Below are 26,600 nucleotides of genomic sequence, written 5' to 3'. Positions count from 1 at the left end.
GCCTTTCTCGATAATCCGATTCCACAAGGCGCCGCTCACCGAATTCGGTCACCGCTCCAGCAGTGCGGCGATCGCTCTCGGAGTGGGATTCCGGTACATGTCGCGGGTCTGCAGGGGCGGCAGGCCCTTTTCCCGGAAGGCGGCCGACAAGCGAGTGGCGAGCAGGGAATTTCCGCCGATTCCGAAGAAGTCGTTGTCGGGCCCGACAGTGAATCCGAACGCCTCACTCCAGGTCGAACACACCAGGGCGAGCAGGCCGGACTGTTCTGCTGTTTCGGGCCCTGTTTCGGGCCCTGTTTCGGATTCCGTTTCGGATCCGGAAACCTTGTCGGCGGGGCGGGCGTTCCCGGGCGTGGCCGGCCGCGGTGCCGGGAGCTTGCCGACGTCCAGTTTTCCGTTGATCGTGCGGGGTATCTCGGATATCGGTGTCCAGGTACTGGGCAGCATGTAATGCGGCAGGACCTTGGCGGCGCGTTCCAGCACCTCCGCCGTGCCGTACGCGGTTCCCGCGCCTTCGCGGAATATCAGATAGGCGTCGAGCCGGAGACCGCCGGCATTGTCGGGGCCGGGGATCACCACGGCGTCGGACAACGCCGGGTCCTCCAGCAGGACGGCCCGTACCTCGTCCGTCTCGATACGGTAGCCGCGTATCTTGACCTGGTTGTCCAGCCGACCCAGGTGCTCGATGCGGCCATCGGGAAGAAGCCTGCCCGCGTCACCGCTGCGATACATGCGGTCGCCGGTGACCGGGTCTTCGAGAAAGCGCTCGCCGGTGAGTTCCGGGCGATCGAGATAGCCGAGCGCCACCCCGGCCCCGCCGACGTGGATCTCGCCCCGTACGCCCTGCGGGAGCAGTCGGCCCCGGCTGTCCCGGATGGAGACGCTCCAGCCCGGCAGAGGACGGCCCACCGACCGGTCACCGTGCAGTATCTCCGTCCGTGTCACGGTCTGGGCCGTGACGTGCACCGTGGTCTCGGTGATGCCGAACATGTTGACGAAGCGGCACTGTGACCAGCCGTCCACGTCCAGGCAGGGCCTGAGGACGCGGGGGTCCAGCGCCTCTCCGCCGAAGATGAGCAGCCGCACCGACACCGTCCCGTTCGCCGGAGCGCTGTCCGCACCGCCTGCCGCGACGGGCCGGCTGAGCCGGACGACTTCGCCGAACGCCGAAGGTGTCTGGTTCAGGACGGTCACCTTCTCCGACACCAGCAGTTCGAGGAACGACTCCGGTGACCTGGCCGAGAAGTACGGGACGATCACCAGCCGTCCGCCGGTGAGCAGACAGCCCCAGATCTCCCACACGGAGAAGTCGAACGCGACCGAATGGAACTGGGACCACACGTCGCGGGCCGAGAGTGCGAAGTCCGAGCGAGTGGCTTCGACGAGCGCGCTGACGTTCCGGTGCGGAACGACCACTCCCTTGGGATGGCCGGTGGTACCGGAGGTGTAGATGACGTAGGCCGGCTGACCGGGGTCGGTTCGGTCGGTCACGGGGGTGTCCGGTTCCGGCTCGGCGCGCAGCGCCAGGTCGGCGACGGACACCGTGCGGACTCCGGGGATGCCCGGATCCGACGCCTCCTCGGGGCCGATCACGAGCCGCAGGCCGGCGTCCTTCGCCGTGTAGGCGAGCCGCTCCATCGGATAGCCGACATCCATGGGGACGTACGCCGCTCCGACCTTCAGAACGGCCAGGAGCACCGCCACCAGATCGGTGGAGCGTTCCACGCAGACCCCGACCCGGTCCCCGCACTCCACGCCGAGGGACCGCAGCACGTGGGCGAAGCGGTTGGCCCGTGCGTCCAGCTGCCGGTAGGTGAGCGTCTCCCGCTTGTGGCTGACCGCCACGGCGTCCGGCTGAGCGGCGGCGACCTCCTCGAAGGCACGGTGGACACAGCGGTGTCCGGCGTGGAGCGGGCCGCCGTCGGCCAGTTCCCGGATCGACGCCTCCTCGTCGTCGTCCAGGAGCCGCAGGCGGTCCACAGGCGTCGCGGGCGGCTGTTGGAGAAGTTGCCCGAGGACCGCGGCAAGGTGCCGGCAGAACTGCTCGACCAGCTTCCTGCCGTGGCGGCTCTCGTCGAAGAGGCACACCGCTTCCAGCCCCTCGGAGCCCTCGCCGAACCAGTGGACGACCAGGGCCGTACCGGGCCACGTGCCGGGGAAGTAGGACACGTCGTAACCGAGGCCGGGGCCCGGACCCTCCTCGTCGAATGCCACAGTGATCCGCGACGCCCCGCGCTCGAGGTCGCCCCGGGCCTCCTGCTGGGCACCACCGGATCGGGCGAGGTCGTCGAGGGCGGTCCGCGCCTGTGCGAGCAGTTCGCCCGTGGTGTCGGCCCCCGTCAGCGTCAGCGGCACGGCTTCTTCCGCCGCGCCCAGGACCGCGGCGCTCCGGTGGCGGCGCCGCACCACGCCCACGGTCGCTTCGGCACGGTCCAGGTAACGCGTCGCCGTGTAGGTGACGGCGGCCAGCTGCGCGGCGCGGAGCGTCGGCTCGCCCGGCGCCGGGCGATGTCCGGCCGGGGCCGTGGGGACCGTGAACCGGTGCGCCGCACGGCGGCCGGGACCGCCCCCGGCGCCGGGCGCGGCGACGGTGGCTGCCTCCGAAACGCCCGCCCCCTCGTCCGGCCCCGCAGCCGGGAGATCCCACCACAGCCGTCGCGCACCGCTGTCGGGACCGCCGGCAACAGCCCGGGCGACCGAGGTGAGGGACGCCCGGTCGAGACACCACCGGGCCGCGGTGAGGACGAGCTGGTCGCCGTCCTCGCAGCGCAGGACCACGAGGCGCACCGGCGCGGGACCGAAGCGGGGTACCGGCCGCAGCAGCTCCCGGTGCAGTCTCCGCACCGCCCGGGGGTCGTCCGACCGGTGCGGCACCTGCTCCAGCCACACCATCCCGGGTTCCTCGACGCCATGCCGTACGACTGAGCAGAGGTCTCGCTCATCCGGCACGGGGCACCCGGCGACGACGTCCCGCAGGCGCTCGGCGAGGACCTCCGGCTCCACTCGCGGACCACCGCTCAGGACGATCGCGTGATGGTCGAGAGGCCTGGAGCGCTCGGTGGGCGAGAGTGCGTCGTACGACGCGTACGCGGTCAGGACCGCTGACATCTGGGCTCCCTGTCTGGTGTGCGGGGTCTGATGTGCGGGCTGTCTCATGTGCGGGCCCGGTGCTGCCGTGCCCGTGGCTACTTGGCCGTGAATCCGCCGTCGACGGTGACCACGCTGCCGGTGACCCCGCGTGAGCCGTCACCGACCAGCCACAGCACCGCTTCGGCGACGTCACCCGCCTCGACGAGCTCGTTCGTCGGCTGGGCCTGGACGAAGATCTCCTCGTGCTCGGAGACGGGAACGTCCAGGGACTTGGCGATCTCGGAGAGCATGCGTCCTTCGAGCACCGGGTCGTCCCGTACCGACCCCGGGCACACCGCGTTCACGCGTACCTTCAACGGCGCGTAGTCCAGGGCGGCAGCACGGGTCAGGCCGATCAGCCCGTGCTTGGCCGTGACGTAGGCGGCGAAGTTGCGGTAGCCGACCAACCCCGCGGTGGAGGAGATGTTGACGATGCTGCCGGAGCGCTGCCGTGCCATCACCTCGCCGACCGCCCGCGTCATGCGCCAGGCGCCGGAGAGGTCGACGTCCAGCATGACGCTCCACTCGTCCTCGCCGATCTCGTGGACCGCCTTGCCCGAGGGGGCGGCGATGCCGGCGTTGTTCACCACGGCGTCGACGCGTCCGAAGCGCTGGACGGCCGTGGCGACGGCGGCCTCGACCGCGCGGAGATCACGGACGTCGGCCGGGCAGCTGAGCACGGCGGCGCCGTGCGCACGGCACAGCTTCTCCGTGTGGGCCAACTGGCCCTCGGTGCCGAGAGCGTACGGAACGAGGGGGAGGTCGTCGGCGACATCGACCAGCACCAGGTCGGCGCCGGCGGAGGCGAGCAGTTCGGCGCAGGCACGGCCGACGCCGCGGGCGGCGCCCGTCACGATGATCGTCTTTCCGCGCAGACTCATGCCGCGCGGACTCATGCCCATGCCTTGAGTTCGTCGTCGATGAGCTTGAGCAGCGGCCCCGGGTACTCGGTCAGGTACATGTGGCCGCCGGGCAGTTCCTCCATACGGAACCCGGACCGGGTGACCGGTTCCCACTGCTGCGCCTGCTCGCCCGAGACCAGGGTGTCGTCCAGGCCACGCAAGGACGTGATGGGCGCGTCGAGCGGGTCGTCCGCGGTCGAGACGTACGCCTCGTGCATCTCCACGTCGGCGCGGAGTGTCGGCAGCAGAAGTTCCAGCAGCTCCGGGTCCGCCATGGTCGGGTGGTCGTATCCGGCGAACTCACGCACCCGGGCCAGGAACTCCTCGTCCGGGAGCCCGGTGGCACGGGCCTCGCGCCTGGTCCCGGGGCCGGCCGAACCGCTGACGAAGAGGTGGGCCACCGGTATGTCCTTCTTCTCGCGCAGGTGACGCGCCATCTCGTAGGCGAGCACCGCCCCGAAGCTGTGGCCGAACAGGGCCACCGGTCCCGGCGACAGGTCCGCCTCCGCGATGAGTTCGTCGGCCATCGACTCGACCGCGGTGAAGACATCCGGGAAGGGCGGGTCGTCAAGGCGCCTTTCCCGCCCGGGGAGTTGGACGGGATGAATCCGGGTGGCCTTGAGGCCGTAACGCTGCCAAGGGGTGAAGAAACTCGCGCCTGCTCCGGCGAAGGGGAAGCACAACAGCGGGACAGTCATGGTGGGCATGGCTCCTGTCAGTCGCCTGTACAGGCTGTCGGTCAGGGGTGGGATGTCCGCGGGCGACGGGTGGTCCGTACGACAGACGCCTCGGCGTCGTCCGCCGTGCGGTGGAGCGGCGGAACCGTGAGGGGAGTCGGGCGCCCCCACGAGGCAGGGAGCGCCAGGCCACGCGTGGGGCGGTCATGGAAAGTGGCCCCCTGCTCTCTGCGATGCGCGGCGACGTGCCCTGCGGCGCGCGAGGCGAATTCACCGTGTCACAGGCGTGCTCAAGCCGCCCTGGAGTCTTCCTGGAGACGACCGTGCCTTCGAGGTGTCCGCGGCGCTCGCGCCGTCGGCCGGGCGGGTGCGTACCTGCCTCGGCCGAGCCCTGCACCGTTTCTTGACCGGTGCTCTAGTCGGGGTGCGGAAGCTGGCCGTCCCGAGCATTCCGACTCAGGAGACCGAATGAGTACCCCGCGCACTCCCGGTGGCTCGCTGCCACGGCCACCGGCGACATCGCCCTGCCCCTGGCGGTGGGCGCGCTCTTCGCCGCCCTCGCCCGCCGGCTGAGGCGGTCGGCGGTCGGCGCCCCTTCCCTTCACCCGGCTCGACGCGGTGGCCGCGGGGCGGTCCGTGACGGGCCCGTTCGCCTGCGTGGTGAGCGCCATGGACGGTGGCATTCCGCAGGCCGCGCGGGACCGAGCGGACCCGGCCGGCGTCGGTTCGCGGCACCGTCCGCCGGACCGGTCTGACTGAGCCGACCGGGGCCCCGTGCCATCGCTCCACGGCGTGCGAGTCCGCGCAGGCCGTTGTCCCTTTGTCTGACGAGGATGATAAACGTGCTCCAAGACGCAGACGGATCCAACGCTTCCGCATCGCCGCGGCGGAATGCTCCCGAGCCGACCGATGCCACAGCCCCTACGGCGCGGGCCGCGAAGGACCATGCGCTGCTGGGCCTGACCGGAGCGCAGGGAGGCATCTGGTACGCGCAGCAACTCGACCCGCGGAGCCCGGCCTACAACACGGGCGAGTACCTGGAGATCCACGGACCGGTCGACACGGACCTGTTCGAGACGGCACTGCGCCGCACCGTCGCCGAGACGGAGGCGCTGGGGCTGCGCTTCGTCGACACGGCCGAGGGGCCGCGCTGCGCGCCGGCGCCCACCGCCGACTGGGTTCTGCACGTGCGGGACGTGAGTGCCGCGCCGGATCCCACGGCGGCGGCCGAGGAATGGATGCGCGCCGACCGCGCCACCGCTGTGCCGGTGAGCGAGGGCCCGCTGTTCACCCATGCCCTCTTCAAGGCGGCCGACGACCGGTACCTGTGGTACATGAGGGCCCATCACATCCTCCTGGACGGCTACGGCTACCTGCTCGTCTTCCGCAGGGCCGCCGAGATCTACACCGCGCTGGCGTCCTGCCAGGAGGCGCCCGAGGCGTCGTTCGCCCCCGTCCGGACACTCCTGGACGAGGAAGCCGCCTACCGGGTCTCGGACCGGTACGAGCGTGACCGCGCCTACTGGACCGAGCGCTTCGCCGACCATTCCGGGGCCGTCACTCTCGCCGAGGGCACCGCGCCGCCGTCGCCCGCCTTCCTGCGCCGTACGGCGGCCTTGTCCGAGTCCGCCGCCGAAAGGCTCTCGGCCGCCGCGTCCACGATGGGCGCGAGCAGGACCGAACTGCTGTTCGCGGCCGTCGCCGCGTACACGCACCGGGTGACGGCCGGCGAGGATGTGATCCTCGGCGTGACCACCATGAGCCGGCTCGGATCCGCCGCGCTGCGGACCCCGGGCACGGTGTCCAACAACCTTCCGCTGCGGCTGTCGGTGCGGCCGGACACCACCGTGGGAGAGCTGGTCGCGGCGGCGGCCGCCGAACTGCGCGCCGTCCGCAAGCACCAGCAGTACCGCGGAGAGGACCTTCGCCGGGATGTGAAGCTCCTCGGCGGTGACCGGCGGCTTTTCGGCCCGCTCGTCAATCTGGTCCCCTTCTCCCACCGGCTGCGGTTCGGCGACCACCCCGCGACGCCGCACCACCTGTCGGGTGGCGCGGTCGACGACCTGCTGATCACCGTACGGCCCGGCGCCGACGGCACCGGCCTGGGCTTCACCTTCGACGCCAACCCGGCCCTCTACAGCGAGGACGTGCTCGCCGGTCATCTGGAGCGGTTCCTGGCCCTTCTGGACCAGCTGGCCGACGCCGACCCGGGGCTCACGGTCGCCGGGACGAACCTGCTGCTGCCGGGTGAGGACCCGGCGTACGCGTCCCCCGAGCCGGTGCCGGCCGCGGCGGACGCCACCGTGCCCGCGCGCTTCGAGGCCCAGGCCGCCCGCACCCCCGAGGCGACGGCCGTCACCCACGACGGCCACGCCCTGAGCTACGCGGAACTCAACGTCCGCGCCAACCGGCTGGCCCGGCTGCTGGTCGCGCACGGGGCGGGCCCCGGCCGGATCGTGGCCATGGCGCTGCCCCGCTCCGCGGACCTGGTCACCGGGCAGCTGGCGGTGCTGAAGTCCGGCGCCGCCTGCCTGCCGCTGGACCCGGCGCACCCCGCCGAGCGCCTGCGCGCGCAGGCCGACGAGAGCGCGCCCGCGCTGGTGCTGACCGACATGAGCGCGGTCGGCGCGCTCTTCGGCACCGACGTCCCCACCGTCGTGCTGGGCAGCCCCGCCACCGACAGCGAGTTGGCCGCACGCTCCGCCGCGAACCTCTCCGACACCGACCGTGGTGCGCCGCTCACGCCGGATGCCGAGGCCTACGTCCTCCACGCCCCGGACGCCACGGGAAGCCCGAAGGGCGTGCTCGTCCCGCACGGCAGCCTCACCGGACACTTCGAGGCGGCCGCCGCGCACATGGCCTCCGGTCCGGACGACTCGTGGGCGCTGTTCCACTCGTGCGCCTCCCCTCTCGGCGTCTGGGAGGTCTGGGGGGCGCTGCTGCACGGCGGCCGACTGGTCGTCGTGGAGCACGACACCACCCGGTCGCCCGAGGAACTGCTGGACCTGCTGCGTCGCGAGCGCGTCACCGTCCTCCACCAGTCGTCCTCCGCCCTGCCCGCGCTGGCCCGGGCCGACCGGGCGGCCCCGCGCGGCTCCGGACCGGGCGGTCCCCCGCTCGCGCTGCGTCACCTCGTCATCGTGTGCGAGGCACCGCGACCGGCCGACCTGAGCCCCTGGATCGAGCGGTACGGCGACGACGCCCCGGTCCTGCTCACTTTGTACGGCGACGCCGAGACCACGGGGCCGGTCGCCTTCCAGCGGGTGAACCGCGAGCTGATCGGGCAGGACCGCCGCGTCCTGGGCAGCGCGCTGCCGGATGCGCGGCTCTACGTGCTCGACCACTGCCGCCGGCCGGTGCCGCACGGCTGGGTGGGCGAACTGTACGTGGCCGGGGCCCACCTGGGCCGCGCGGAACCGGGTGACGAGCGGTTCGTCGCCGATCCCTTCGCACGGACGGGCCGGCGGATGTACCGCACCGGCGACCTCGTCCGCCGGTGCGCCGACGGCACCCTGGAGTACGTCGGCCGGACCGACCAGCAGGTGCGGACCGGGGGATTCCGCGTCGCGCCCGGGGAGATCGAGACCGCACTCGTCCGGCATCCGGCCGTCGCCCGGGCCGCCGTCGTCGCCCGGGACAGGCACGACACCGGCAGCCGGGACCTCGTCGCCTACGCCGTTCCGGGACCGGGGCGCCGCCCCACCCGCGCGGAGCTGCTCGCGCACCTGGCCCAGGTACTGCCGGAGCAGATGGTGCCCGGCGCCTGCGTGCTGGTGGACGCACTTCCGCTGACCGCCGACGGCACACCGGCCCGGACGGCGCTGCCCGCCGCCGGCGCCGAGGCCCCGGGCAGCGCCGCGGCCACCGAGGCCGAGGCCCAGGTCCGCCGCCTCTTCGAGGAACTGCTGGGGTTGCCCACGGGCGCGATCGGTCCGGACGACGACTTCTTCGAACTCGGCGGCCAGTCACTGCTCGCCTCCAGACTGGGGGCCAGGCTGCGTGCCGTCACCGGCGCCGAGGTGTCCCTGAGGACGATCTTCACCGAACCGACCCCCGCCCGGATCGCCGCGCGGCTGTCGGTCCCGTCCGCCACGGCGGCCCCCGCGCGGCCGGCTCTCGTAGCCGCCGAGCGGGGCGACCGGATCGCGCTGTCCTCCGCCCAGCAGGGCATGTGGTTCCTCAACCAGCTCGACACCACGGCCGCGACCTACAACATGCCGCTGGTCGTGCGACTGGAACAACCGGTCGTCGACGAAGCTTTGCGGGCGGCCCTGTCGGACGTCGTCGACCGGCACGAGAGCCTGCGCACCCTCCTGCCGCAGGCCGACGGCACTCCGTACCAGGACATCCGCGAACCAGGAACCGTGCGCCCGGACCTGGAGGTGGTGGACTGCCCCGTTCAGGAGGTTCAGGCGTATGTCGCGGCCGCGCTGCGCCGCCCGTTCGACCTGACGCGGGACATCCCCCTGTGGGCAGGGCTGTACGGACCCCGGGACGGGACCCGTGCGCTGGTCCTCGTACTGCATCACAGCGCGGCCGACGGGTGGTCGCTGGTGCCTTTCGCCAAGGATCTCTCGACGGCGTACACGGCCCGCCTGGAGGGCAGGGCACCCGACTGGGCGGCGCCCGTGGTCCAGTACGCCGACTACGCGCTGTGGCAGGAGCGGCTGCTCGACGGGCTCCGGGATCCCGCCGCCCTGATGGGCGGGCAGCTGGCGTTCTGGAAGGAAGCCCTGGCCGGCCTGCCGGAGGAGATCCCGCTCCCGGCCGACAGGGGCCGTCCGGCCGTGCCCAGCCGGCGCGGCCGAGGCCTGACCGTCGACATCGGCTCCGACCTCCACCGCGCCCTGCTGCGGCTGGCCGACGCCGACGGGGCCAGCCTGTTCATGGTCCTGCAGAGTGCCCTCGCCGCCCTGCTCACCCGCTGCGGCGGCGGTACCGACATCCCCATCGGCACCCCGGTCGCGGGACGCACCGAAGCGGCCCTGGACGACCTGGTCGGCGTCGTCACCAACACTCTCGTCACGCGGGCCGACACCTCGGGCGACCCCGCGTTCCGCGACCTGCTGGCCCGGGTACGGGCCTTCGACCTGGCGGCCTACGACCACCAGGACCTGCCGTTCGACCGGCTGGTGGAGGAGCTGAACCCGCCCCGCGCGGCCGCCCGGCATCCGCTGTTCCAGGTGATGCTGGCCCTGCAGAACAACACGGAGGCGGTCCTACGGCTCGGCGGCAACGAGGCGCCTCTGCATCCCACGGCGACCGGCACCGCGAAATTCGACCTGTTCGTCGAGGTCACGGAGCGCCGGGGCGCCGACGCGGCACCCGGCGGACTGACGTGTCATGTCGAGTACGGCACCGACCTCTTCGACGAGGCAACGGCGCGTCGGCTGGCCGACGCCCTGCACCGGACGCTCGCCGCCGTGGCCGCCGACCCGGACCTGCGGATCACCGGGCTGCCCGACCCCGGCCCGCTGCCGTCGCGGGCCACGGCGGCGGACGAACCGTTCGACCTGCGGGCACTGGAACGGTCGGTGCTCGCGGTGGGCGGCATCCGGGAGTGCCTGGTGCTGCCGCCGCAGGACGGCGACGCCGGGCGGCCGACCGTCCTGGCCGTACCCACCCGGCCGAACGCGGCCGGGCAGGCGGAGCGGGCGCTGCGGAGTGCGGTCCCGGACGGGCGGGCACCACGGGTCGTGGCCGTCTCCGACCTGCCCCGCACCGCGGACGGGGCCCTCGACGCCGCCGCGCTGCGGGACCTCCCCAGGATCGGCACGGAGCAGGCGGAGGAGTGGCAGAGGGCGCTGGCGGAGGTGCCCGGTGTGGACGCCGTCGGCGTGGAGCTGGAGGAGGACGCGGAGCCCCTGGGCCGACTCCACGCCGGGCCGGCCGCCTCCGGCCCGGCCGATCGCCCCGGCGCAGCGGCCGAGGGGGGCGGGGCGGCGGCGTCCGGTTCCACCGGGCAGGAGGCGGTCCCCTCGGTCAGCGAGGGGCCCACGCTGACCGAGCCTGCCGTGCGGACCTGGGCAGAGGCCCTGCGCCGGGCAGCGGCCGGCGGCCCGCACGCCGAGGTGGTGCACGTACGGGCCGACGGCAGCACCGTGCGCCGTAGCTATGCGAGCCTCGCCGAGGAGGCGTCCCGGGTCCTGGGCGGGCTGCGCGGGCTGGGACTGCGCCCCGGCGACCAGGTGATCCTCCAGTGCGACGACACCGAGGACTTCCTGGCGGCCCTGTGGGGCTGCATACTCGGCGGGTTCGTCACCGTGCCGCTGACCGTCCCGCCCTCCTACGGGGAGGACTCCGCGGCGGTGAACAAGCTGGAAGGCGTCTGGCGGATGCTGGGCCGCCCGTGGATCGTCACCTCGGACGGTCACGAGGACGGGCTGCGCGCTCTCGCCGACCGGCGTGCCTGGACGGAGTCGCGGCTGACCACGGTGGACGTGCTCCGCTCCGGACCCGCCGACACCGAGTGGCATCCGGTGCGGCCCGACGACCTGATCCTCATGCTGCTCACCTCCGGCAGCACCGGTCTGCCCAAGGCGGTCCGGATCGATCACCGAGGCGTCCTCACACGGTCCGCGGCCACCGCTCAGGTGAACGGCCTGACGGAACACGACGTGTCGCTGAACTGGATACCGCTCGACCACGTGACCGGCGTGGTGATGTTCCACCTCAGGGACGTGTTCCTGGGCTGCCGGCAGGTCCACGCGCCCACGTCGTGGGTGCTGCAGGACCCGCTGCGCTGGATGGACCTGGCGGACCGTCACCGGGTCACCGTCACCTGGGCCCCCAACTTCGCCTTCGGTCTGCCCGCCGAGCACGCGCACCGGATGGGCGACCGCCGGTGGGACCTGTCGCCGATGCGCATGGTGATGAACTGCGGCGAGGTCGTGGTGGCCGCCACCGCCCGTCGTTTCCTCCAGGTGCTCGCGCCGTTCGGGCTGCCGCCGACGGTCGTGCACCCCGGCTGGGGGATGTCCGAGACCTGCTCGGTGGTGACGGACGCCGAGCTGTCGGCCGAACCGGTCGCGGGCGAGGACAACTTCGTCAGCTGCGGACTGCCCTACCCCGGGTTCGCCATGCGGGTCGTGGACGGCGAGGGCGAGGTCGTGCCGGAGGGCACGGTCGGGCACTTCCAGGTGCGCGGCACCTCGGTGACCTCCGGATATCACGACAATCCGGCCAAGAACGCCGAGTCGTTCACCGCCGACGGCTGGTTCGACACCGGCGACCTGGCCTTCCTGCGCTCCGGCGAGCTGTACATCACCGGCCGGGCCAAGGACGTCATCATCATCAACGGGGTCAACCACTACAGCCACGAGATCGAGGCCTGCGTGGAGGAACTGCCGTTCGTGGAGCGGTCGTTCACGGCCGCGTGCGCGGTGCGACCGGACCCGGCGGCGGACACCGACGAACTGGCCCTGTTCCTCCACGTGCTCCCCGGCACCGACCTGGCCGACGCGCTGCGCACGGTGCGCGGCAAGGTGACCCGGGAGATCGGGATCACCCCCGCCTACCTGGTGCCGGTGGAGCCGAAGACCATCCCCAAGACCGAGATCGGCAAGATCCAGCGGACGCAGCTGCGGGGGCGTTTCGAGGCGGGTGAGTTCGACGAGGACGTACGGCGCACCGAGGTGCTGCTGGGCACCGCGGCGACCGTACCGGACTGGTTCCTCCGCCCGGTGTGGCAGCGCGCCGAACGCCCGCACCGCACGGCGCCCCCCGCACGGCACACCCTGGTGCTCGCCGGGCGCGACACGCTGGGCGCCCAGGTGGCCGAGGCCGTGGCCGTGGAGCTGTGGCGAGGCGGTGCCCTGTGCACGGTCGTCACCGCGGCCGACGAGTTCCACCGCGACGACATGGCCCGCTACCGCGTCCGCGTCGACCGGCCCGGGGACTACGAGGCGCTCCTCGCGAGCCTGGCCACGGACGGCCGCCCGGTGGACGCGGTGATCCACCTGGGGGCGCTGACCGCCGGGAGTGGCGAGCCCGAGCGTGTCGAAGACCTGCTGGAAGCCCAGCGGGACGGCGTCGACAGCCTGGTGTGCCTGGCCAAGGCCCTGTCGTCGAGCGGCGCCCCGGACCGCTCCGTCAGCCTCCACCTGGTGACCGGCGGGACCCAGGACGTGCTGCCCGAGGACCGCCCCTCCTGCCTCCATGCCGCCGCGGGCGGCCTGCTGAAGAGTCTGCGGGAGGAGATGCCCTGGCTGGGTGCCTGCCGACTGGACCTCCCGGTCGTCGACCGCGCGGAGACCGACCACGCCGAGGCCGCCAGGCTGATCCTCACCGAGGCGGGCGGCCCGGTGACCGATGCCGAGGTGGCCTACCGGAACGGACAGCGCTGGGTGCGCCGCCTGGCACAGTTGCCCGACCCGCTGCCCCGCAGGCGACCGGCCGCGGCCGACGGCTTCCTGCTGATGAGCGGCGGACTCGGCGGGGTGGCCGCCCTGGTCGCCGAGCACCTGCTCAAGGCTCCGGGGACCCGACTGCTGCTGGTCGGCCGCACGGAGCTCCCGCCCGAGCACACCCGGGACGGCCTGACCGCGGAGGAAGGCCCGACGGCCCGACGGGTCGAGGCGTACCGCAGGCTGCGCGAACGCGGCGAGGTGCGTTACGAGTGCGCGGACATCACCGATCCCGCGCAGGTGCGCGCCGTGGTGGACAAGGCCGCCGCCGCATGGTCGGCCCCCCTGGCAGGGGTGGTGCACCTCGCGGGCGCGTTCGACCAGCGGCCCGTCGCCGAGTACGACCTGGAGCGTTGGCGTGCCGCGCTCGCCGCGAAGGTCACCGGCGGCTGGGTGCTGCACCGGCTGGCCGCGGAGTGCTCGGCGTCGTCGTTCGTGTCCTTCTCGTCGGTCAACGGCTTCTTCGGCGGCTCCATGACGGGCGCGTACGCCGCCGCCAACGCCTTCCTCGACGCCCTGGCGGTGTACCAGCACCGCCAGGGCGGGATGGCCGCCCACAGCCTGTCCTGGAGCATGTGGGACGACATCGGCATGAGCCGGGGCTACGGGCTGCGGGCGCTGACCGAGGCGCGGGGCTACCGGGTCCTGGAGCACACCTCCGGTCTGCGCTCCTTCGATCTCGCCCGGAGCCTGGACGAGCCGCACGTCCTGATCGGCGTCGATCGCGGCGCTCCCTGGGTGCGCGGCCACCTGCTGGGCCCGGCGCGCCCGGTGCACCGGCTGGCGGCCCGCGTGGCGCTGCGCGACGGCACCGACATCGGGGCGCTCCACCGGGCCGCCGCGGACGGCGCCCGGCTGTCGGGGGCCGCCGACCGGTGGGTCCTGCGGGTGGCCGGGACGTCCACCGGCGCATCGCCCGGCGGTTCCGCCGTCCCGCCCGCCCACCCGGACACCGACCGGCGTCGGGCGCTGGAGGACAGACTGTGCGGCATCTGGGGCCGGGTCCTGGACCGTGAACAGGTGGGTGTCGACGACAGCTTCTTCGACCTCGGGGGCACCTCCCTGCTGCTGGTCCGTGCGATGACCGAGGTCAACCAGGAACTGGGCTGCGACCTCACCGTCGTGGACCTGTTCAGCCATCCCACGGTCAAGGCGCTGGCCCGGCACCTCGCCGACCGGGTGACCGTCCCCGCGACCGTGGACGGCGCAACCCCCGGTGACGGTTCCTCGGCGGGCGTCCCGGCCGGGAGCGGGACCGCCGCGCCGGGCGGGGCCCTGGCACGCGCCCGGCAGCAGGCGCAGCGGCAGCGCGCCGCACGGAACAGGACCATCCGGCCGAACAAGGGGAATGACGGCGATGACTGACACGCCGGAGAACGAGAACGAGAACGGGTACTCGGACAACGACATCGCCGTCATCGGCATCGCGGCGCGCTTCCCCGGAGCCGACACGGTGGAGGAGTTCTGGGAGAACATCGCCGCCGGCAGGGAATCGGTGCGCCCGGTCGGCGAGGAGGAGTTCCTCGCCGCCGGCGGGGACCCGGCGGACCTGGCGGACCCCTCCCTGGTGCGCAGGGCCTCGGTCATCGAGGGGATCGACCTGTTCGACGCGGCCTTCTTCGGCTACAGCCCCGCCGAGGCCGCGATCGTGGACCCGCAGCAGCGGCTGCTGCTGGAGTGCGCCTACCACGCGCTGGAGGCCGCGGGGTACGCGGCCGACCGGGAGGGGCGGACGATCGGTGTCTACGCGGGCGCCGGGGACAGCCGGTACTACGCGTCCCACGTGTACCCGAGGTTCGCCGGACAGCCCGGCTCGGTGGAGCTGGTCCACACCACTGCCGCCAACTCGCTCGGCACCCTGGCCACCAGGATCTCGTACGAACTCGGGCTGACGGGCCCGAGCCTGTCGCTGCAGACGGCGTGCTCCACCGGGCTGGTGGCGATCCACACCGCCTGTCAGGACCTGCTGAACTTCGCCTGCGACCTCGCAGTGGCCGGGGCGGTCTCGGTCAACCCCTCGGCGAAGCTCGGCTACCGCCATGTCCCGGGCGGTGTGTTCTCCCCGGACGGCCGCTGCCGCGCCTTCGACGCGGAGGCCGCGGGCACCGTGTCGGGCGACGGTGTGGGCGTGGTGGTCCTCAAGCGCCTGGCGGACGCCATGGCGGACGGGGACCGGATCAGAGCCGTGGTCAAGGGATCGGCGGTCAACAACGACGGCCGTCGCAAGGTGGGTTTCAGCGCGCCCAGCACCGAGGGGCAGTGCGAGGCGATCCTCCTGGCCCAGACGCTGGCCGGCGTCGACGCGGACTCCATCGGTTACCTGGAGGCCCACGGCACGGGCACGAACCTCGGCGACCCCATCGAGGTGGAGGCGCTGACCCGGGTGTTCCGGGAGACCACCGACCGCAGGCAGTACTGCGCCCTCGGGTCCGTCAAGCCCAACATCGGCCACCTCGGGACCGCGGCCGGTCTGGCGGGGTTCATCAAGGCGGTGCTGGTCCTGGAGCACCGGCTGATCCCGCCGGTCGCGAACTTCCAGCGCCCGAACCCGCTCATCGACCTGGCCGGGAGCCCGTTCCGGGTGCCTACCGGACCGGAGGAGTGGCGGTCCGGGAGCGGTCCGCGCCGCGCGGGCGTCAGCGCCTTCGGTATCGGCGGTACGAACGCGCACGTCATCCTGGAAGAGGCGCCGACAGCCCCGGAGCGGGACCGGCCCGTGTCCGAGGACGACGCCCCCGGGGCACGGTGGCAGGTACTGCCGCTGTCGGCCCGGACCCCCGGGGCTCTGCGCGGTCAGTGCGACAGTCTCGCCCGGCACCTGTCGGACCACCCCGGCCTGGACCTGGCCGAGGTGTCCCACACCCTGCGTACCCGCCGCGCCGCGATGCCCCACCGGGCCGCGGTCGTCGCCGAGCGCGGCCGGGACGCCGTCGAACCGCTGCGCCGTCCGCTGTCCGACACTCCCGCGAAGGGCGCGGACCGGCCCCCGCCCGTGGCCTTCCTGCTGCCCGGTGGCGGCGCCCAGTACACCGGCATGGGCGCGGAGCTGTACCGCGACTGCGCCCCGTACCGCGACGTCGTCGACCACTGCGCCGGGGTCCTGCGACCCGTGCTGGGCCGGGACCTGCGGGACACGCTGTTCGGCGCCGGCACCACGGACGCCGGCGTGCCGGGGCTGCTGTCGGTGGTCGTCACCGAGTACGCCCTGGCCACCGTGCTGATGGAGCGCGGGGTCCGCCCGGACGCCCTGCTCGGCCACTCCCTCGGCGAGTACACCGCGGCCTGTCTCGCCGGGGTCATGGACCTGGAGGACATGCTGCCGCTGGTGGCGGAGCGCGCACGGCTGATGGTCGCGGCCGGTGGCGCCACCGTCAGCGTGGCCCTGGGCGAGGAGGAGCTGCGCCGCCGGCTCACCGGCGGCCTCTCGCTCAGCGTGGTGAACGGACCGGACGCCTGCACGGTCGCGGGCGGCGAGGAGGCGGTGGCCGCGCTGGAGCGGCGGCTGGCGGCGGAGGAGGTCCCGCACCGTCGGCTGACGCTGTCCCTCGCGGCCCACTCGCACATGCTCGACCCGATTCTCGGTGAGTTCGCCGAGGCCGTCCGCGGCGTCACCCTGCGGCCGCCCCACATCCCCTACGTCACCGACACCACCGGCACCTGGGTCACCGACGCACAGGCGACCAGCGTCCAGCACTGGGTCGACCAGCTCCGCGAGACCGTGCGCTTCGCCGACGGCGTCGCGGCCCTGTGGGGACGCGGCGAGCCGCTGATGGTGGAGGTCGGCCCCGGAGACACCCTGTCGAAGCTGACGCAGGCGTGTCTGCGGGAGGCAGCGCCGACCACGGTCGCCACCATGCGTCACGCCAAGTCCGCGCGGTCCGACGTCCAGGTGTTCAGCGAGGCGCTCGCCCGGTTGTGGACGGCCGGGGTGCCGGCCGACCTCGCGCCGCTGAGCGGGGCCCGGGACCACGGGCCGGGGGCGACGCTGCCCGGCTACGCCTTCGACCGCCGGAGCCACTGGATCGACCCGCCGCGGGTCTCCGCCCGCCCCTCGGCCGGCGGCGCCCTGCCGTCCGCCGTGGACACCGCGGACGCTCCGGAGACCGCGGCCGCGTCGGCTGCCGGGCCGTCGGCCCGCTCCCTGGCTCCCCGGCCGTACCTGCAGACCTCGTACCTCGCACCGCGCAGCGACCTCGAAAGCGCGGTCGCCGAGCAGTGGCAGGAGGTCCTGGGGGTGGAGCCGATCGGTGTCCACGACAACTTCTTCGACCTGGGCGGCGACTCCATGCGCGGGGTGATTCTGGCCGGCCGGCTGCGCAGGGCGGGAGTGCTCGACGTGCCGGGCACGGCGGTGCTGGCCTCCCCGACCGTCGCGGGGCTGCTGGACCGCGCGGGCCGCCGCGGCGGCGGCCGGGACGCCTTCGCCCCGGTTCTCCCGCTGCGCACCGGAGGCGATCGGCGTCCGCTGTTCTGCCTGCACCCCGGAGGCGGCATCGGCTGGCGGTACGCCGGCCTGCTCGCCCACCTCGGGGAGCAACAGCCGGTCTACGCCATCCAGGCGCGCGGGCTGGACGGTGTCTCACCGCCCGCCACCGACGCGAAGGACATGGTCGCCTTCTACCTGGGGCTGCTGCGCGAGATCCAGCCGGAGGGCCCCTACCGGCTGCTCGGCTGGTCCTACGGCGGGATGGTGGCCCACGCCATGGCCACCGCGCTGCAGGGCGAGGGCGAGCGGGTGGAGCTGCTGGCCATGCTGGACTCCCCGCTGCTGCATCTTCACCCGCCGTCCCCGGAGGTGGCCGAGCGGCAGGTGGTGGCGTTGCTCTCCAGGCTGACCGGTGTCCATCCGCCCGACGGCGCGTCAGCCGGCGTCGCCGACCTGATGCGGCTGCTCGACTCGTCCGGCCCGGCCGCGGGCGCGGAGGTGACGGCCGAGGAGGCGGCCGCGATCGCCCGTGTCATGCGCAACAACCTGCGTATCGCGCCCGAGTTCGGTCTCGACGTGTTCCACGGTGACGTTCTGTTCTTCAGTGCCGTCGGCGGTGCGGCCGATGCCGGCGGATCGGACGACCCCTCGGACGCCCCGGGCAAGCCCGAGGAGTGGCGTGCGTACGTCGACGGCGTGGTCGAGGACCACGAGGTGCCCTGCGGCCACTACGAGATGACCGAGCCGGAGCCGATCGCGCGGATCGGTGAGGTCGTGGCGGCCGCCCTGCGAGCCGGGGAGAGCTGACGGAGCGGCCGGGCCGACGAGCGCCGGCCGCCCGGGCAGTGGTGACCGCCGGTGCCCCGCCGCGGGCACCGGCGATCCCCGCCGGTGTGGCGTTGATCACGCCGTTGTCGCGCGGGGCGGGGGGATTGCGAAGGCCGCGTCGGCACTCCTCATTCAGTGAAGCCGTCCTTCGGAAGACGCCCGGCAGGACCGACAGGCGAAGGAGTGGTGAAGTGCTCTCGGAGATCGGCGGTCCGACGTCCCGCACGCCGCCACGCCGGTCGTCCGGCGGGCGGCAGGCAGCTCGGTGCGGAACATGGCGGCGAGGAACGCCTCGACAAGGAGCAAGAGGAGTTCGAGGCGCTGCTCGCGACCGGTCCGTGCGGAAGCTGCCGGGCGAGGCTGATCAGCGTGGTCGTCACCATGGACCGCCCGTACGCGCTGGGCCCGAGGCGGCGGCCGGATACGTCCGGCCTGCCGCGCGCGTCCGGAGTCGGACGGGACAACGCTGGACTTCGACATCTGAGTACCGATCGCGTGCCGCTGGGTACTGCCCGCGGGCGCCGGAGAATGGGGACCACAGTGGACAGGCTTTCCGGCAGGACGGCACTGGTGACAGGCGGCAGCCGGGGTATCGGCAGAGCCGTCTCGATACGGCTGGCGGCCGAGGGCGCACTTGTCGCGGTGCACTACGGCCACGACGCGGTGGCCGCCAAGGAGACGGTCGAGCAGATCACCTCGGCGGGCGGGCACGCCTTCGCCGTCCACGCGGAACTCGGCGTGCCGGGGGACGCCGCCACGCTCTGGGCGGCCTTCGACGAGGGGCTGGCCGGGCACGGCTCCGGACCTGGGCTGGACATCCTGGTCAACAACGCGGGCATCACGCTCCCCGTGGAGATCTCGAAGGTGACCGATGCGGAGTACGACCGGGTCTTCGCGGTCAACACCAAGGCCCCCTTCTTCGTCATCCAGCAGGCTCTCGGCCGGATGAGGGAGGGCGGCCGGATCATCAACATCTCCTCACTGGCCACCCGCGTCGCCTTCTCCTGGATCGTCGCCTACTCGATGTCGAAGGGCGCGATAGACGTACTCACCCGCACTCTGGCCAAGGAACTCGGCCCGCGGGGGATCACGGTGAACGCGGTGTCCCCCGGTGTCACGGAAACGGGGATCAACCCGACCCTCAAGCAGCCCGAGGTGCGGGCGCGCTATGAGTCCGCCTCCGTGTTCAACCGTCTGGGCAATCCCGAGGACATCGCGGACGTGGTCGCCTTCCTGGCGAGCGACGACGCCCGCTGGGTGACGGGCCAGTGCCTGGACGCGAGCGGCGGCCTGCTGCTGGGCATCTGACCGCTCCGGCTCGCCGGAGCACGCGAAGGGCACTCCGGCGCCGGCCGCCCGGCTCAGGGCAACCAGCCCTGGTCGTAGGCGATCCGGACCGCGTCGATGCGGTTCCGGGCACCGAGCTTGGTGACGACGGAGGTCAGGTAGTTCTGCACGGTCCCTTTGGACAGGCACAGGCCGTTCGCTATCTCGCCGACGTCGGCACCTCGGGCGGTCTGCCGCAGGACCTCCGTCTCGCGGGCCGAGAGGGGACTCTCCGGGTAGTTCCAGGCGTCCAGCAGCAGCTCGGAGTCGATGGCGCGCTGACCGGCGGCGACCGCACGCACCGACCTGGCGAGCTGGCTGGGCGGGGCGTCCTTGAGCAGGTACCCCGACACCTGCGCGGCCAGTGCGCGTCGCAGCATGCCCGGGCCGCCGAAGGAGGTGAGGATCAGGGTGCGGCAGCTGGGGAGCTTCTGATGGAGTTCCGTCGCCGCGGTGAGCCCGTCCGTGCCGGGGAGATCGATGTCGAGCACCGCGACGTCGGGCCGGGTCTCGAGAGCGGTCGGTACGATGTCGTCCCCCCTGCTCACTGAGGCCACGACGGTCAGATCCGCCTCCAGCTCCAGGAGGGCGGCCAGTGCTCCGCGGACCATAGGGACATCCTCGGCGAGCAGGATTCTGGTGTGCATGGTCGTTTACTTTCGTTCCGCGCGCTCCGGCCCCACGCCGGTGCACTTTCCCTGCCCCCCGTTGCTTCGACAGCGGCCGCCCGACAGTTCGGAAGCGGCAGTGGCGCCTCCGCGAGCCGCAGTGGCACCTCCGTGAGCCGCAGTGGTGGCTCCGCGAGCCAGAGTGGCGCCTCCGCGACGAGATGGAAGAGACCGTCCTTGTGGACGCCCGCCTCCGTCCGGCCGCCGAACTCCGCCAGGCGGGCGCCGATATTGGCCAGTCCCTGGCCACCGTGCTGCCCCGTGGCGGACGGGACGACGCCGTCGTTCACCATGACGAGCCGCGCGGTTCCGTGGGACACGGTGAGCGTGACGTGGCAGTTTCCGGCATTGCTGTGCTTGAGGATGTTGGTGCTTCCTTCCCTCAACACGATGGCCAGGACGGCGTCGAGCGCCGGGTCCAGCCGGTCGGGCTCGGTCATCATGGTCACGTCCACCCCGGCCGTGGTCAGGACCGACCGCACCGACTCCTGCTCGGCCGCGAACGACATGGGGTACCGGTAGCCCTTGGCCACCACACGCAGCTCGGCGAGGGCCTGGCGCGAGATGTCCAGCACCGCCGCGATCTCCTGACGGGCGCGGCGTTCCTCGGCCGGAACCAGTCGATGGGCCAGCTCCCCCTTCAGGATGACGGCGGAGATGCTGCCCCCCAACAGGTCGTGGAGGTCCCGCGAGAAGCGCAGCCGCTCCCGCGTCACCGCTGCCCTGGCCAGTTCGCTCCGCTCGGCGTGCACCTCGGCGACGAGACTGGAGAGTCTGCTGAATCCCCAGATCATCCATCCCGCCAACACCGTGTACATGGCGTACGAGACAGCCGTGAGGAACGGCACCTCCGCCCAGGCGATGCCCAGGGAGCTGGCGACGACCAGAGACCAGACGAGCCAGACCCCGCGCATGTTGACCAGCAGGACCGAAGCGGCCAGTGGCCCCGTCATACGGGCCCAGGGAGCGCCGTACCAAAGGATGGGCAGATAGGTCAGCGCGGCCTGCGCACAGAGGATCGCCAGCAGTTGGCCGTTCGTCCGGCACCGCGTCCCCACCGTCACGACGGCCATCTGAGCGGCGACCACGAGCGTCAGGAGAGCGATGACGGGCGCGGGTCGGGGCTGCTCGGCCAGCGCGTCGAGCAGACACTGCAAGGCGATCCACGCGAGTGGAACGACGGTGATGATCCGGGTCAGCCAGTGCGTGGGGATGTCTTGGTCCGGCAGCCGGTCCAGTCCGTCCGTCCACCGCCTCCCGAGCACTCTGGGTAACGTCTCGCGTAAGACGCCGACGTGCCTTCGATTGCCCCAGGCAGCACTCACGATGTCGTTCTCCTCGCGCCGGCCGTTCGTGGTGGGCAGCGGCCATGCCTCAAACGCGTCGCGCGATGCGGGATTTCCCGTCTTCGTGACTGATCGAACGTCAGGACGACCGCCGCTTGCCCCCCTGAATGTCACTCTCACGTCAGGCGGTCGCCATTTCCGATCACCCGGGAGCGGCCGCGTCGAGGAGGGCCGACGACATGTTGATTTTCGCGAGGAAATGCAGTATTCAGGGCAAAACAAAAGCACAGAAGTGAATGCCGAGGTTGCCCCCCGGCCCTCCTTCTCGGTTTCCTCCATCCGCCTTCGACACGGCAGCCCCCGAGCGCCGATGTCCCGGTATTCCGCTCGTTACGCGAGGTCCATGCCCCACGGCTACGGACGGCAACCGCCCGGCGGACCTGAAAGTGGCACGCGTCACCGATGGCATATGCACGCCGACGCCCCCAGCGGCCCGGCCGCGGCACACCCGGGCATGTGAAGAATAAAGACCCCTGCTCCTGCGCCGTGTCGCGCGAAGATAATTCCGCCATGGCAGTAACGGGGGTACTGAGTGGGGGGAGGCTCATGGAGCCATGATGGCGGGCTTTGAAGCCTTAATGCAAGATCTTGAAACTTAAGAGGCCGGTTTCCGTTGCGAACAGGTCACGCTTTCACGGACGGGATGTCCAACAGGTGACCAAAGCTCGCCCGGCTGATGGACAGAGCGGCACCTGGGGCCCACTTGAGCCATGACATGACATATTCACGTCCAGACTCGTGAGTGGGGCACTGGGCCTCATGGCACGGCCCTGCCAGTCTTCGGGGCACGTTCCGCAAGACAGCAGAGGACTCAGATGATGGGCATCACGGTTCTCGGGCCGTTCACCGCCACCTACCGACAGTCGTCGTTCGTCCCCAGTGCCACCAAACCCCGCCAGGTCCTGGCGCTCCTGGCACTGCAGGCTGATCGCGTCGTCACCGTGCCGACCCTGATGGAGGAAATCTGGGGCGAGGAGCTGCCGCGCAGCGCCGCCACGACACTGCAGACCTACATCCTGCAGTTGCGCCGCAAGCTCTCCGCCACCCTGGAGTGCGACGCCGATGCGAAGGAGGTGCTGGTGACACGGCACGGTGGGTATCTCCTGCGGGCCCAGCCCGGGCGGTTGGACGCACAGGAATTCGAGAAACTGGCCGCCTTGGGAGGCGGAGCCCTCGAGGCGGGTGACGACCGCACGGCCTCCAAACTCCTCAGCCAGGCCCTCGGGCTCTGGCTCGGGCCCGCCCTGGTGGATGTGAAGGTGGGCCGAGTGCTGGAGCTGGACGTCGTCCGCCTGGAGGAGAAGCGGATGACCGTCCTGGAGCAGCGGATCGACGCGGACCTCAGACTGGGCCGCCATGGCGAAGTGGTCCCGGAACTCTCCGTGCTGGCCGCCCGGCACCCCATGCACGAGACGTTCTGCGCGCAGCTCATGACGGCCCTCTATCGGGCCGGCGGCTCGTGGCGGGCCCTGGAGGTCTACCAGCGGTTACGCTCCGCCCTGGTGAAGGAACTGGGCCTGGAGCCCTCGGAACGACTGCGGCGGCTGCACCAGGCGGTGCTCTCCGGCGAGGAGATCACCGACCACCGCAGCTTCGCCACATCCCACAGCCGCACCGCGGCCCGGCTGAGCGACCGGCCGACCGCCGCCTGAGGCTGCGCGCTGCCACCGGGGCCTCCGGGTCCCCGAAACCGGCGCGACGCTGACACCTGTCAGCATGCGGGTCGCCGGCCGCCCTGGTGGGCCTCGGAGCACGAGGACATCGGCCGCCCGAAACCGTGGGTCAGCCCGCGGAATCCCATGGGGTCGATGTCCCGCCGCTCGGCGGAGGTCCGGGCGGCGCCGCACTTCTCGGGGAAGCCGACCTGCTGGGCAGGTCGAGAACCATGTCCGTGATCGTCCTGAGCGTGGCGGAGTTCTCGCCGGTGATGTGGGTCGGCGGGACGTCCACGCCGAGTTCCGCGCGGATGAAGGAGGACAGCAGGAGGCACCTGTTCATCGAGGTGGAACGTCGCATTCCGGCAGTGGTGTGTCCGCGGTCGGTTCGGACACACCACTGCCGCCGAGAGACTCCTTCTCCACGTACGCGCTGATCCGGCCGTGTCTCTCCTCCTCATATCTCCTCCTCGGAGAGCTCTGCCGTCGTGCCTCCTGGTACGCGGGACCGTTCGCGTCCATGCTCCGGTCCCGCGGTTGAGCCCGACCCGGTCGCCGCCGCGACGGCCGGTGGACCGATCCGGCCCAGCCGGGACTCCATGGCCGTCCGGAACTCCGGCTCGTCGAGGAAGAAGTGGCCCCCGCGCAGCAGCGTCAGATCGAAGGGCCGTGAGGTGAGCTCGGCCCAGGCTGCCATGCCCGCCGGATCGGTCAGCCGGTCCTGGAGTCCCGCGAAGGCGGCGATCGGCACCTCCAGCGGCTCCCTGTGCGTATGTGCGTAGGTCTCGACCATCCGCAGGTCGGCGCGGAGCGACGGCAGGTACACCCGCAGCACCGCCGGCTCCGCGAGCAGGGCTTCCGGGATGCCCCCCATCCGGCTCAGCCCGGCCGCGAACGACGGATCCGGAAGCAGGTGGAGGGGCTCGTGGGACAGCGGCCATGCGGCGCTGTTCCGCCCGGAGACGAGCAGCAGTTCGGGCGGTGTGCCCAACTGCCGCAGACGCCGCGTGGTCTCGTAGCCGACGAGTGCGCCGAAGCTGTGGCCGAACAGGGCGAAGGGCCGGCCCCGGCCCTCCCCCATCAGACGGATCACCTCGGTCACGACCTGCCCCATGTCCCGCAGCGGGCGCTCGCGCAGCCGCCTCCCGTGGCCGGGCAGTTCCAACGGGACCACCCGTACTCCCCGTGGCACCGCCGCCTCCAGGCGGCCGTACGGCCGTGCGCTGCCGCCGGCGTGCGGCAGACAGTAGAGAGTCAGCCGGCTCTCGGGGGAGGAGACCTGCGTCATGGATCGTCTCCTTTCCGGTGGCACGGAGAGCTCCCGTGCCCCGTCGATCACCAGTGGGTCCGGGTCACCCGTAGCGGTAGAACCCTCGCCCCGTCTTCTTGCCCAGTAGCCCGCCTTCGACCATGCGCGTCAGCAGCGGCGGCGGGGCGTAGAGCGCCTCCTTGAACTCGTCGTAGAGGGCGTCGGCCACCGAGTGCAGGACGTCCAGGCCGATCAGGTCGGCGAGCTTGAGCGGGCCCAGGGGGTGGGAGCAGCCCAGCGTCATGCCGCTGTCGATGGTCTCGGCAGAGGCGAAGCCCGACTCGACCATGCGCATGGCGGACAGCAGATACGGCACCAGCAGCGCGTTCACCACGAAACCGGTACGGTCCGCCGACCGGATGGCCTGCTTGCCGAGGCCCACGGTCACGAACTCGTCGGCCCGGGCCAGCACCGACTCCGCCGTGTGCAGGGAGGAGATGAGCTCGACGAGCGGGATGAGCTGCGTCGGGCTGAAGAAGTGCATGCCCAGGACCTGCCCGGGCCGGTTGGTCGCGCTCGCCATGGCCGTGACGGACAGGGAGGAGGTGTTGGAGGCCAGGATCGCCTCCGGATCCGCCAGCGTCTTGTCGAGCAGGGCGAACAGGTCGACCTTGGCGGCCTTGTCCTCGGCGATGCTCTCGATCACCAGCTGACGGTCCGCCAGGTCGATCAGGTCGGTGGTGAAGGAGATCCGGCCCAGCGCGGCATCACGCTCGGCCACGCCGACCCGCTCCGCGCGCACCGCCCGGTCGAGGGAGGCAAGGATGCGCCTGCGCCCGGCCGCGAGGGAGTCCTGCGAGGAGACCGCCACCCGCACGTCGTACCCGGCCATCGCCGACAGTTCGGCGATGCCGGAGCCCATCAGTCCGCAGCCGACGACGCCGACCCGCTCCACCCGGCCGGCCGCTTCCTCGTGGTGTGACGTCGGCGTCATGCGGCGGCCCCCCAGCGCAGATAGGCGGCCGCCATCGACATGCCACCGCCGAAGCTGCCCAGCATGACCAGGTCACCCGGGCGCAGGTGTCCCGCGCGGGCGGCGTCGTCCAGGGTGACCGCGACCGAGGCGCTCCCGGTGTTCCCGTAGCGCTCCAGCGTGCGGTGGGTGTGCGCGTGGTCCAGGCCGCCGGCCTCGACGAGTTGGGAGAGCAGCACACCGTTGGGCTGGTGCGGAACGAAGTGCCGCACCTCGCTGAGCGGGATGCCCGTCCGGTCGGCCAGGCGCCGGGCGAAGGGCGGAAAGTTCTCCATCACGAAGTCCCGCACACCCCGCCCGTCCATGCGGAAGAAGTGGTCACCACGGGCGACGGTCTCGGCGGACGCCGGGAGCCGACTGCCGCCCGCGTCCACCCGGATGAGCCGCTGGGCGTCACCATGGCTGGTGAGTTCGAAGTCGACGAACCCGTACGCGTCGTCCGTCCGGCCGACGAGCGCGGCCCCGGCGGCGTCACCGAGCAGCACCGCCGTGCGGCGGTCGGAGAAATCCAGGCACCGGGAGTACAGATCGGCGGCGACCACCAGGACAAGGCTTTCCGGCCGCTGGGCGACCAGGGCACGGGCGAGCGCGAGGGCGTAGACGAAGCCGCTGCACACCACGTTGATGTCGAAGCAGGCGGCACGACCGGCGCCCAGGATGTCCTGCACCAGGCAGGCGGTGGGGGGCTGCGGCGAGTCCCCCGTCGAGGTGGAGACGATCAGATAGTCCACGTCCTCGGCCGACACGCCGGCCTGATCCAGTGCCTCGGCAGCCGCGCGGGCGGCCAGGTCGGACGTCGCCTCATCGGGTGCCGCGTAGCGCCGGCTCCTGATCTGTGTCTTGCGCTCGATCCATTCGGTTTCCACTCCGACGCGTTCGGCGACCTCGGCGTTGGTCACCTCCTGCTTCGGAAAATACGAACCTGTGCTCAGGATTCCTATGGAGTGGGAAAGCAT

At 72.1% G+C, this 26,600-nt stretch carries 13 protein-coding genes; 4 read left to right on the top strand and 9 right to left on the bottom strand.

Going from position 1 to position 26,600, the window contains the following annotated elements; all coding sequences use genetic code 11:
* Positions 1-48: 48 nt before the first annotated feature.
* The 3 genes from JIX55_RS45585 to JIX55_RS45575 form a co-directional block, all read right to left on the bottom strand.
* A complete protein-coding gene (locus tag JIX55_RS45585; protein WP_257569089.1) occupies positions 49-3,108 on the bottom strand; it encodes a non-ribosomal peptide synthetase in 3,060 nt (1,019 codons plus the stop codon).
* A gap of 77 nt (positions 3,109-3,185) precedes the next feature.
* Positions 3,186-4,010, bottom strand: coding sequence for an SDR family oxidoreductase (locus tag JIX55_RS45580; RefSeq protein ID WP_257569088.1), 825 nt, complete (start codon positions 4,008-4,010; stop codon positions 3,186-3,188).
* A gap of 11 nt (positions 4,011-4,021) precedes the next feature.
* Positions 4,022-4,729, bottom strand: coding sequence for a thioesterase II family protein (locus tag JIX55_RS45575; RefSeq protein WP_257569714.1), 708 nt, complete (start codon positions 4,727-4,729; stop codon positions 4,022-4,024).
* Positions 4,730-5,550: 821 nt separating this feature from the next.
* Here JIX55_RS45575 and JIX55_RS45570 point away from each other — a divergent pair.
* From JIX55_RS45570 to JIX55_RS45560, 3 genes are all read left to right on the top strand, one after another.
* On the top strand, positions 5,551-14,478 hold the full coding sequence (locus JIX55_RS45570; RefSeq protein ID WP_257569087.1) for an SDR family oxidoreductase: 8,928 nt from the start codon (positions 5,551-5,553) through the stop codon (positions 14,476-14,478).
* Complete coding sequence (locus JIX55_RS45565) at positions 14,471-18,346, top strand: type I polyketide synthase (protein WP_257569086.1); 3,876 nt, start codon at positions 14,471-14,473, stop codon at positions 18,344-18,346. Before JIX55_RS45570 ends, JIX55_RS45565 begins: the two co-directional genes overlap by 8 nt.
* 549 nt (positions 18,347-18,895) lie before the next feature.
* Entirely contained in the window at positions 18,896-19,675 is a 780-nt protein-coding gene (locus JIX55_RS45560; protein WP_257569085.1) for a glucose 1-dehydrogenase, read from the top strand.
* A 53-nt stretch (positions 19,676-19,728) separates the two neighbouring features.
* On the opposite strand, the gene JIX55_RS45555 is transcribed toward JIX55_RS45560, so the two are convergent.
* Together JIX55_RS45555 and JIX55_RS45550 are read right to left on the bottom strand one after the other, a co-directional pair.
* Positions 19,729-20,340, bottom strand: a complete 612-nt coding sequence (locus JIX55_RS45555; protein WP_257569084.1) for a response regulator transcription factor — start codon at positions 20,338-20,340, stop codon at positions 19,729-19,731.
* Entirely contained in the window at positions 20,256-21,626 is a 1,371-nt protein-coding gene (locus tag JIX55_RS45550) for a sensor histidine kinase (protein WP_257569083.1), read from the bottom strand. Before JIX55_RS45550 ends, JIX55_RS45555 begins: the two co-directional genes overlap by 85 nt.
* An 899-nt stretch (positions 21,627-22,525) precedes the next feature.
* Here JIX55_RS45550 and JIX55_RS45545 point away from each other — a divergent pair.
* Complete coding sequence (locus JIX55_RS45545) at positions 22,526-23,359, top strand: AfsR/SARP family transcriptional regulator (protein WP_257569713.1); 834 nt, start codon at positions 22,526-22,528, stop codon at positions 23,357-23,359.
* Positions 23,360-23,489: 130 nt separating this feature from the next.
* On the opposite strand, the gene JIX55_RS45540 is transcribed toward JIX55_RS45545, so the two are convergent.
* The 4 genes from JIX55_RS45540 to JIX55_RS45525 form a co-directional block, all read right to left on the bottom strand.
* Entirely contained in the window at positions 23,490-23,705 is a 216-nt protein-coding gene (locus JIX55_RS45540; RefSeq protein WP_257569082.1) for a hypothetical protein, read from the bottom strand.
* A gap of 114 nt (positions 23,706-23,819) precedes the next feature.
* Positions 23,820-24,650, bottom strand: a complete 831-nt coding sequence (locus tag JIX55_RS45535; RefSeq protein WP_257569081.1) for a thioesterase II family protein — start codon at positions 24,648-24,650, stop codon at positions 23,820-23,822.
* Between the two features lie 64 nt (positions 24,651-24,714).
* Positions 24,715-25,605, bottom strand: coding sequence for a 3-hydroxybutyryl-CoA dehydrogenase (locus JIX55_RS45530; RefSeq protein ID WP_257569080.1), 891 nt, complete (start codon positions 25,603-25,605; stop codon positions 24,715-24,717).
* Positions 25,602-26,600 carry a 3-oxoacyl-ACP synthase III family protein gene (locus JIX55_RS45525; RefSeq protein WP_257569079.1) on the bottom strand — a complete coding sequence of 333 codons (999 nt, stop codon included), beginning with the start codon at positions 26,598-26,600 and terminating at the stop codon, positions 25,602-25,604. Before JIX55_RS45525 ends, JIX55_RS45530 begins: the two co-directional genes overlap by 4 nt.

It is taken from the genome of Streptomyces sp. DSM 40750, from assembly GCF_024612035.1.
Taxonomy (GTDB): domain Bacteria; phylum Actinomycetota; class Actinomycetes; order Streptomycetales; family Streptomycetaceae; genus Streptomyces.
Note: the sequence above shows the minus strand (reverse complement) of the source record. Positions and strands in the feature narration are given on the sequence as shown.

Bases quoted from the DNA above. Each gene is read 5' to 3' on its own strand.
- JIX55_RS45565 (WP_257569086.1), top strand. From the start codon at position 14,471: ATGACTGACACGCCGGAGAACGAGAACGAGAACGGGTACTCGGACAAC.
- JIX55_RS45555 (WP_257569084.1), bottom strand. From the start codon at position 20,340: ATGCACACCAGAATCCTGCTCGCCGAGGATGTCCCTATGGTCCGCGGA.
- JIX55_RS45575 (WP_257569714.1), bottom strand. From the start codon at position 4,729: ATGACTGTCCCGCTGTTGTGCTTCCCCTTCGCCGGAGCAGGCGCGAGT.
- JIX55_RS45545 (WP_257569713.1), top strand. From the start codon at position 22,526: ATGGGCATCACGGTTCTCGGGCCGTTCACCGCCACCTACCGACAGTCG.
- JIX55_RS45525 (WP_257569079.1), bottom strand. From the start codon at position 26,600: ATGCTTTCCCACTCCATAGGAATCCTGAGCACAGGTTCGTATTTTCCG.
- JIX55_RS45535 (WP_257569081.1), bottom strand. From the start codon at position 24,650: ATGACGCAGGTCTCCTCCCCCGAGAGCCGGCTGACTCTCTACTGTCTG.
- JIX55_RS45560 (WP_257569085.1), top strand. From the start codon at position 18,896: ATGGGGACCACAGTGGACAGGCTTTCCGGCAGGACGGCACTGGTGACA.
- JIX55_RS45585 (WP_257569089.1), bottom strand. From the start codon at position 3,108: ATGTCAGCGGTCCTGACCGCGTACGCGTCGTACGACGCACTCTCGCCC.
- JIX55_RS45580 (WP_257569088.1), bottom strand. From the start codon at position 4,010: ATGAGTCTGCGCGGAAAGACGATCATCGTGACGGGCGCCGCCCGCGGC.
- JIX55_RS45540 (WP_257569082.1), bottom strand. From the start codon at position 23,705: ATGAACAGGTGCCTCCTGCTGTCCTCCTTCATCCGCGCGGAACTCGGC.
- JIX55_RS45530 (WP_257569080.1), bottom strand. From the start codon at position 25,605: ATGACGCCGACGTCACACCACGAGGAAGCGGCCGGCCGGGTGGAGCGG.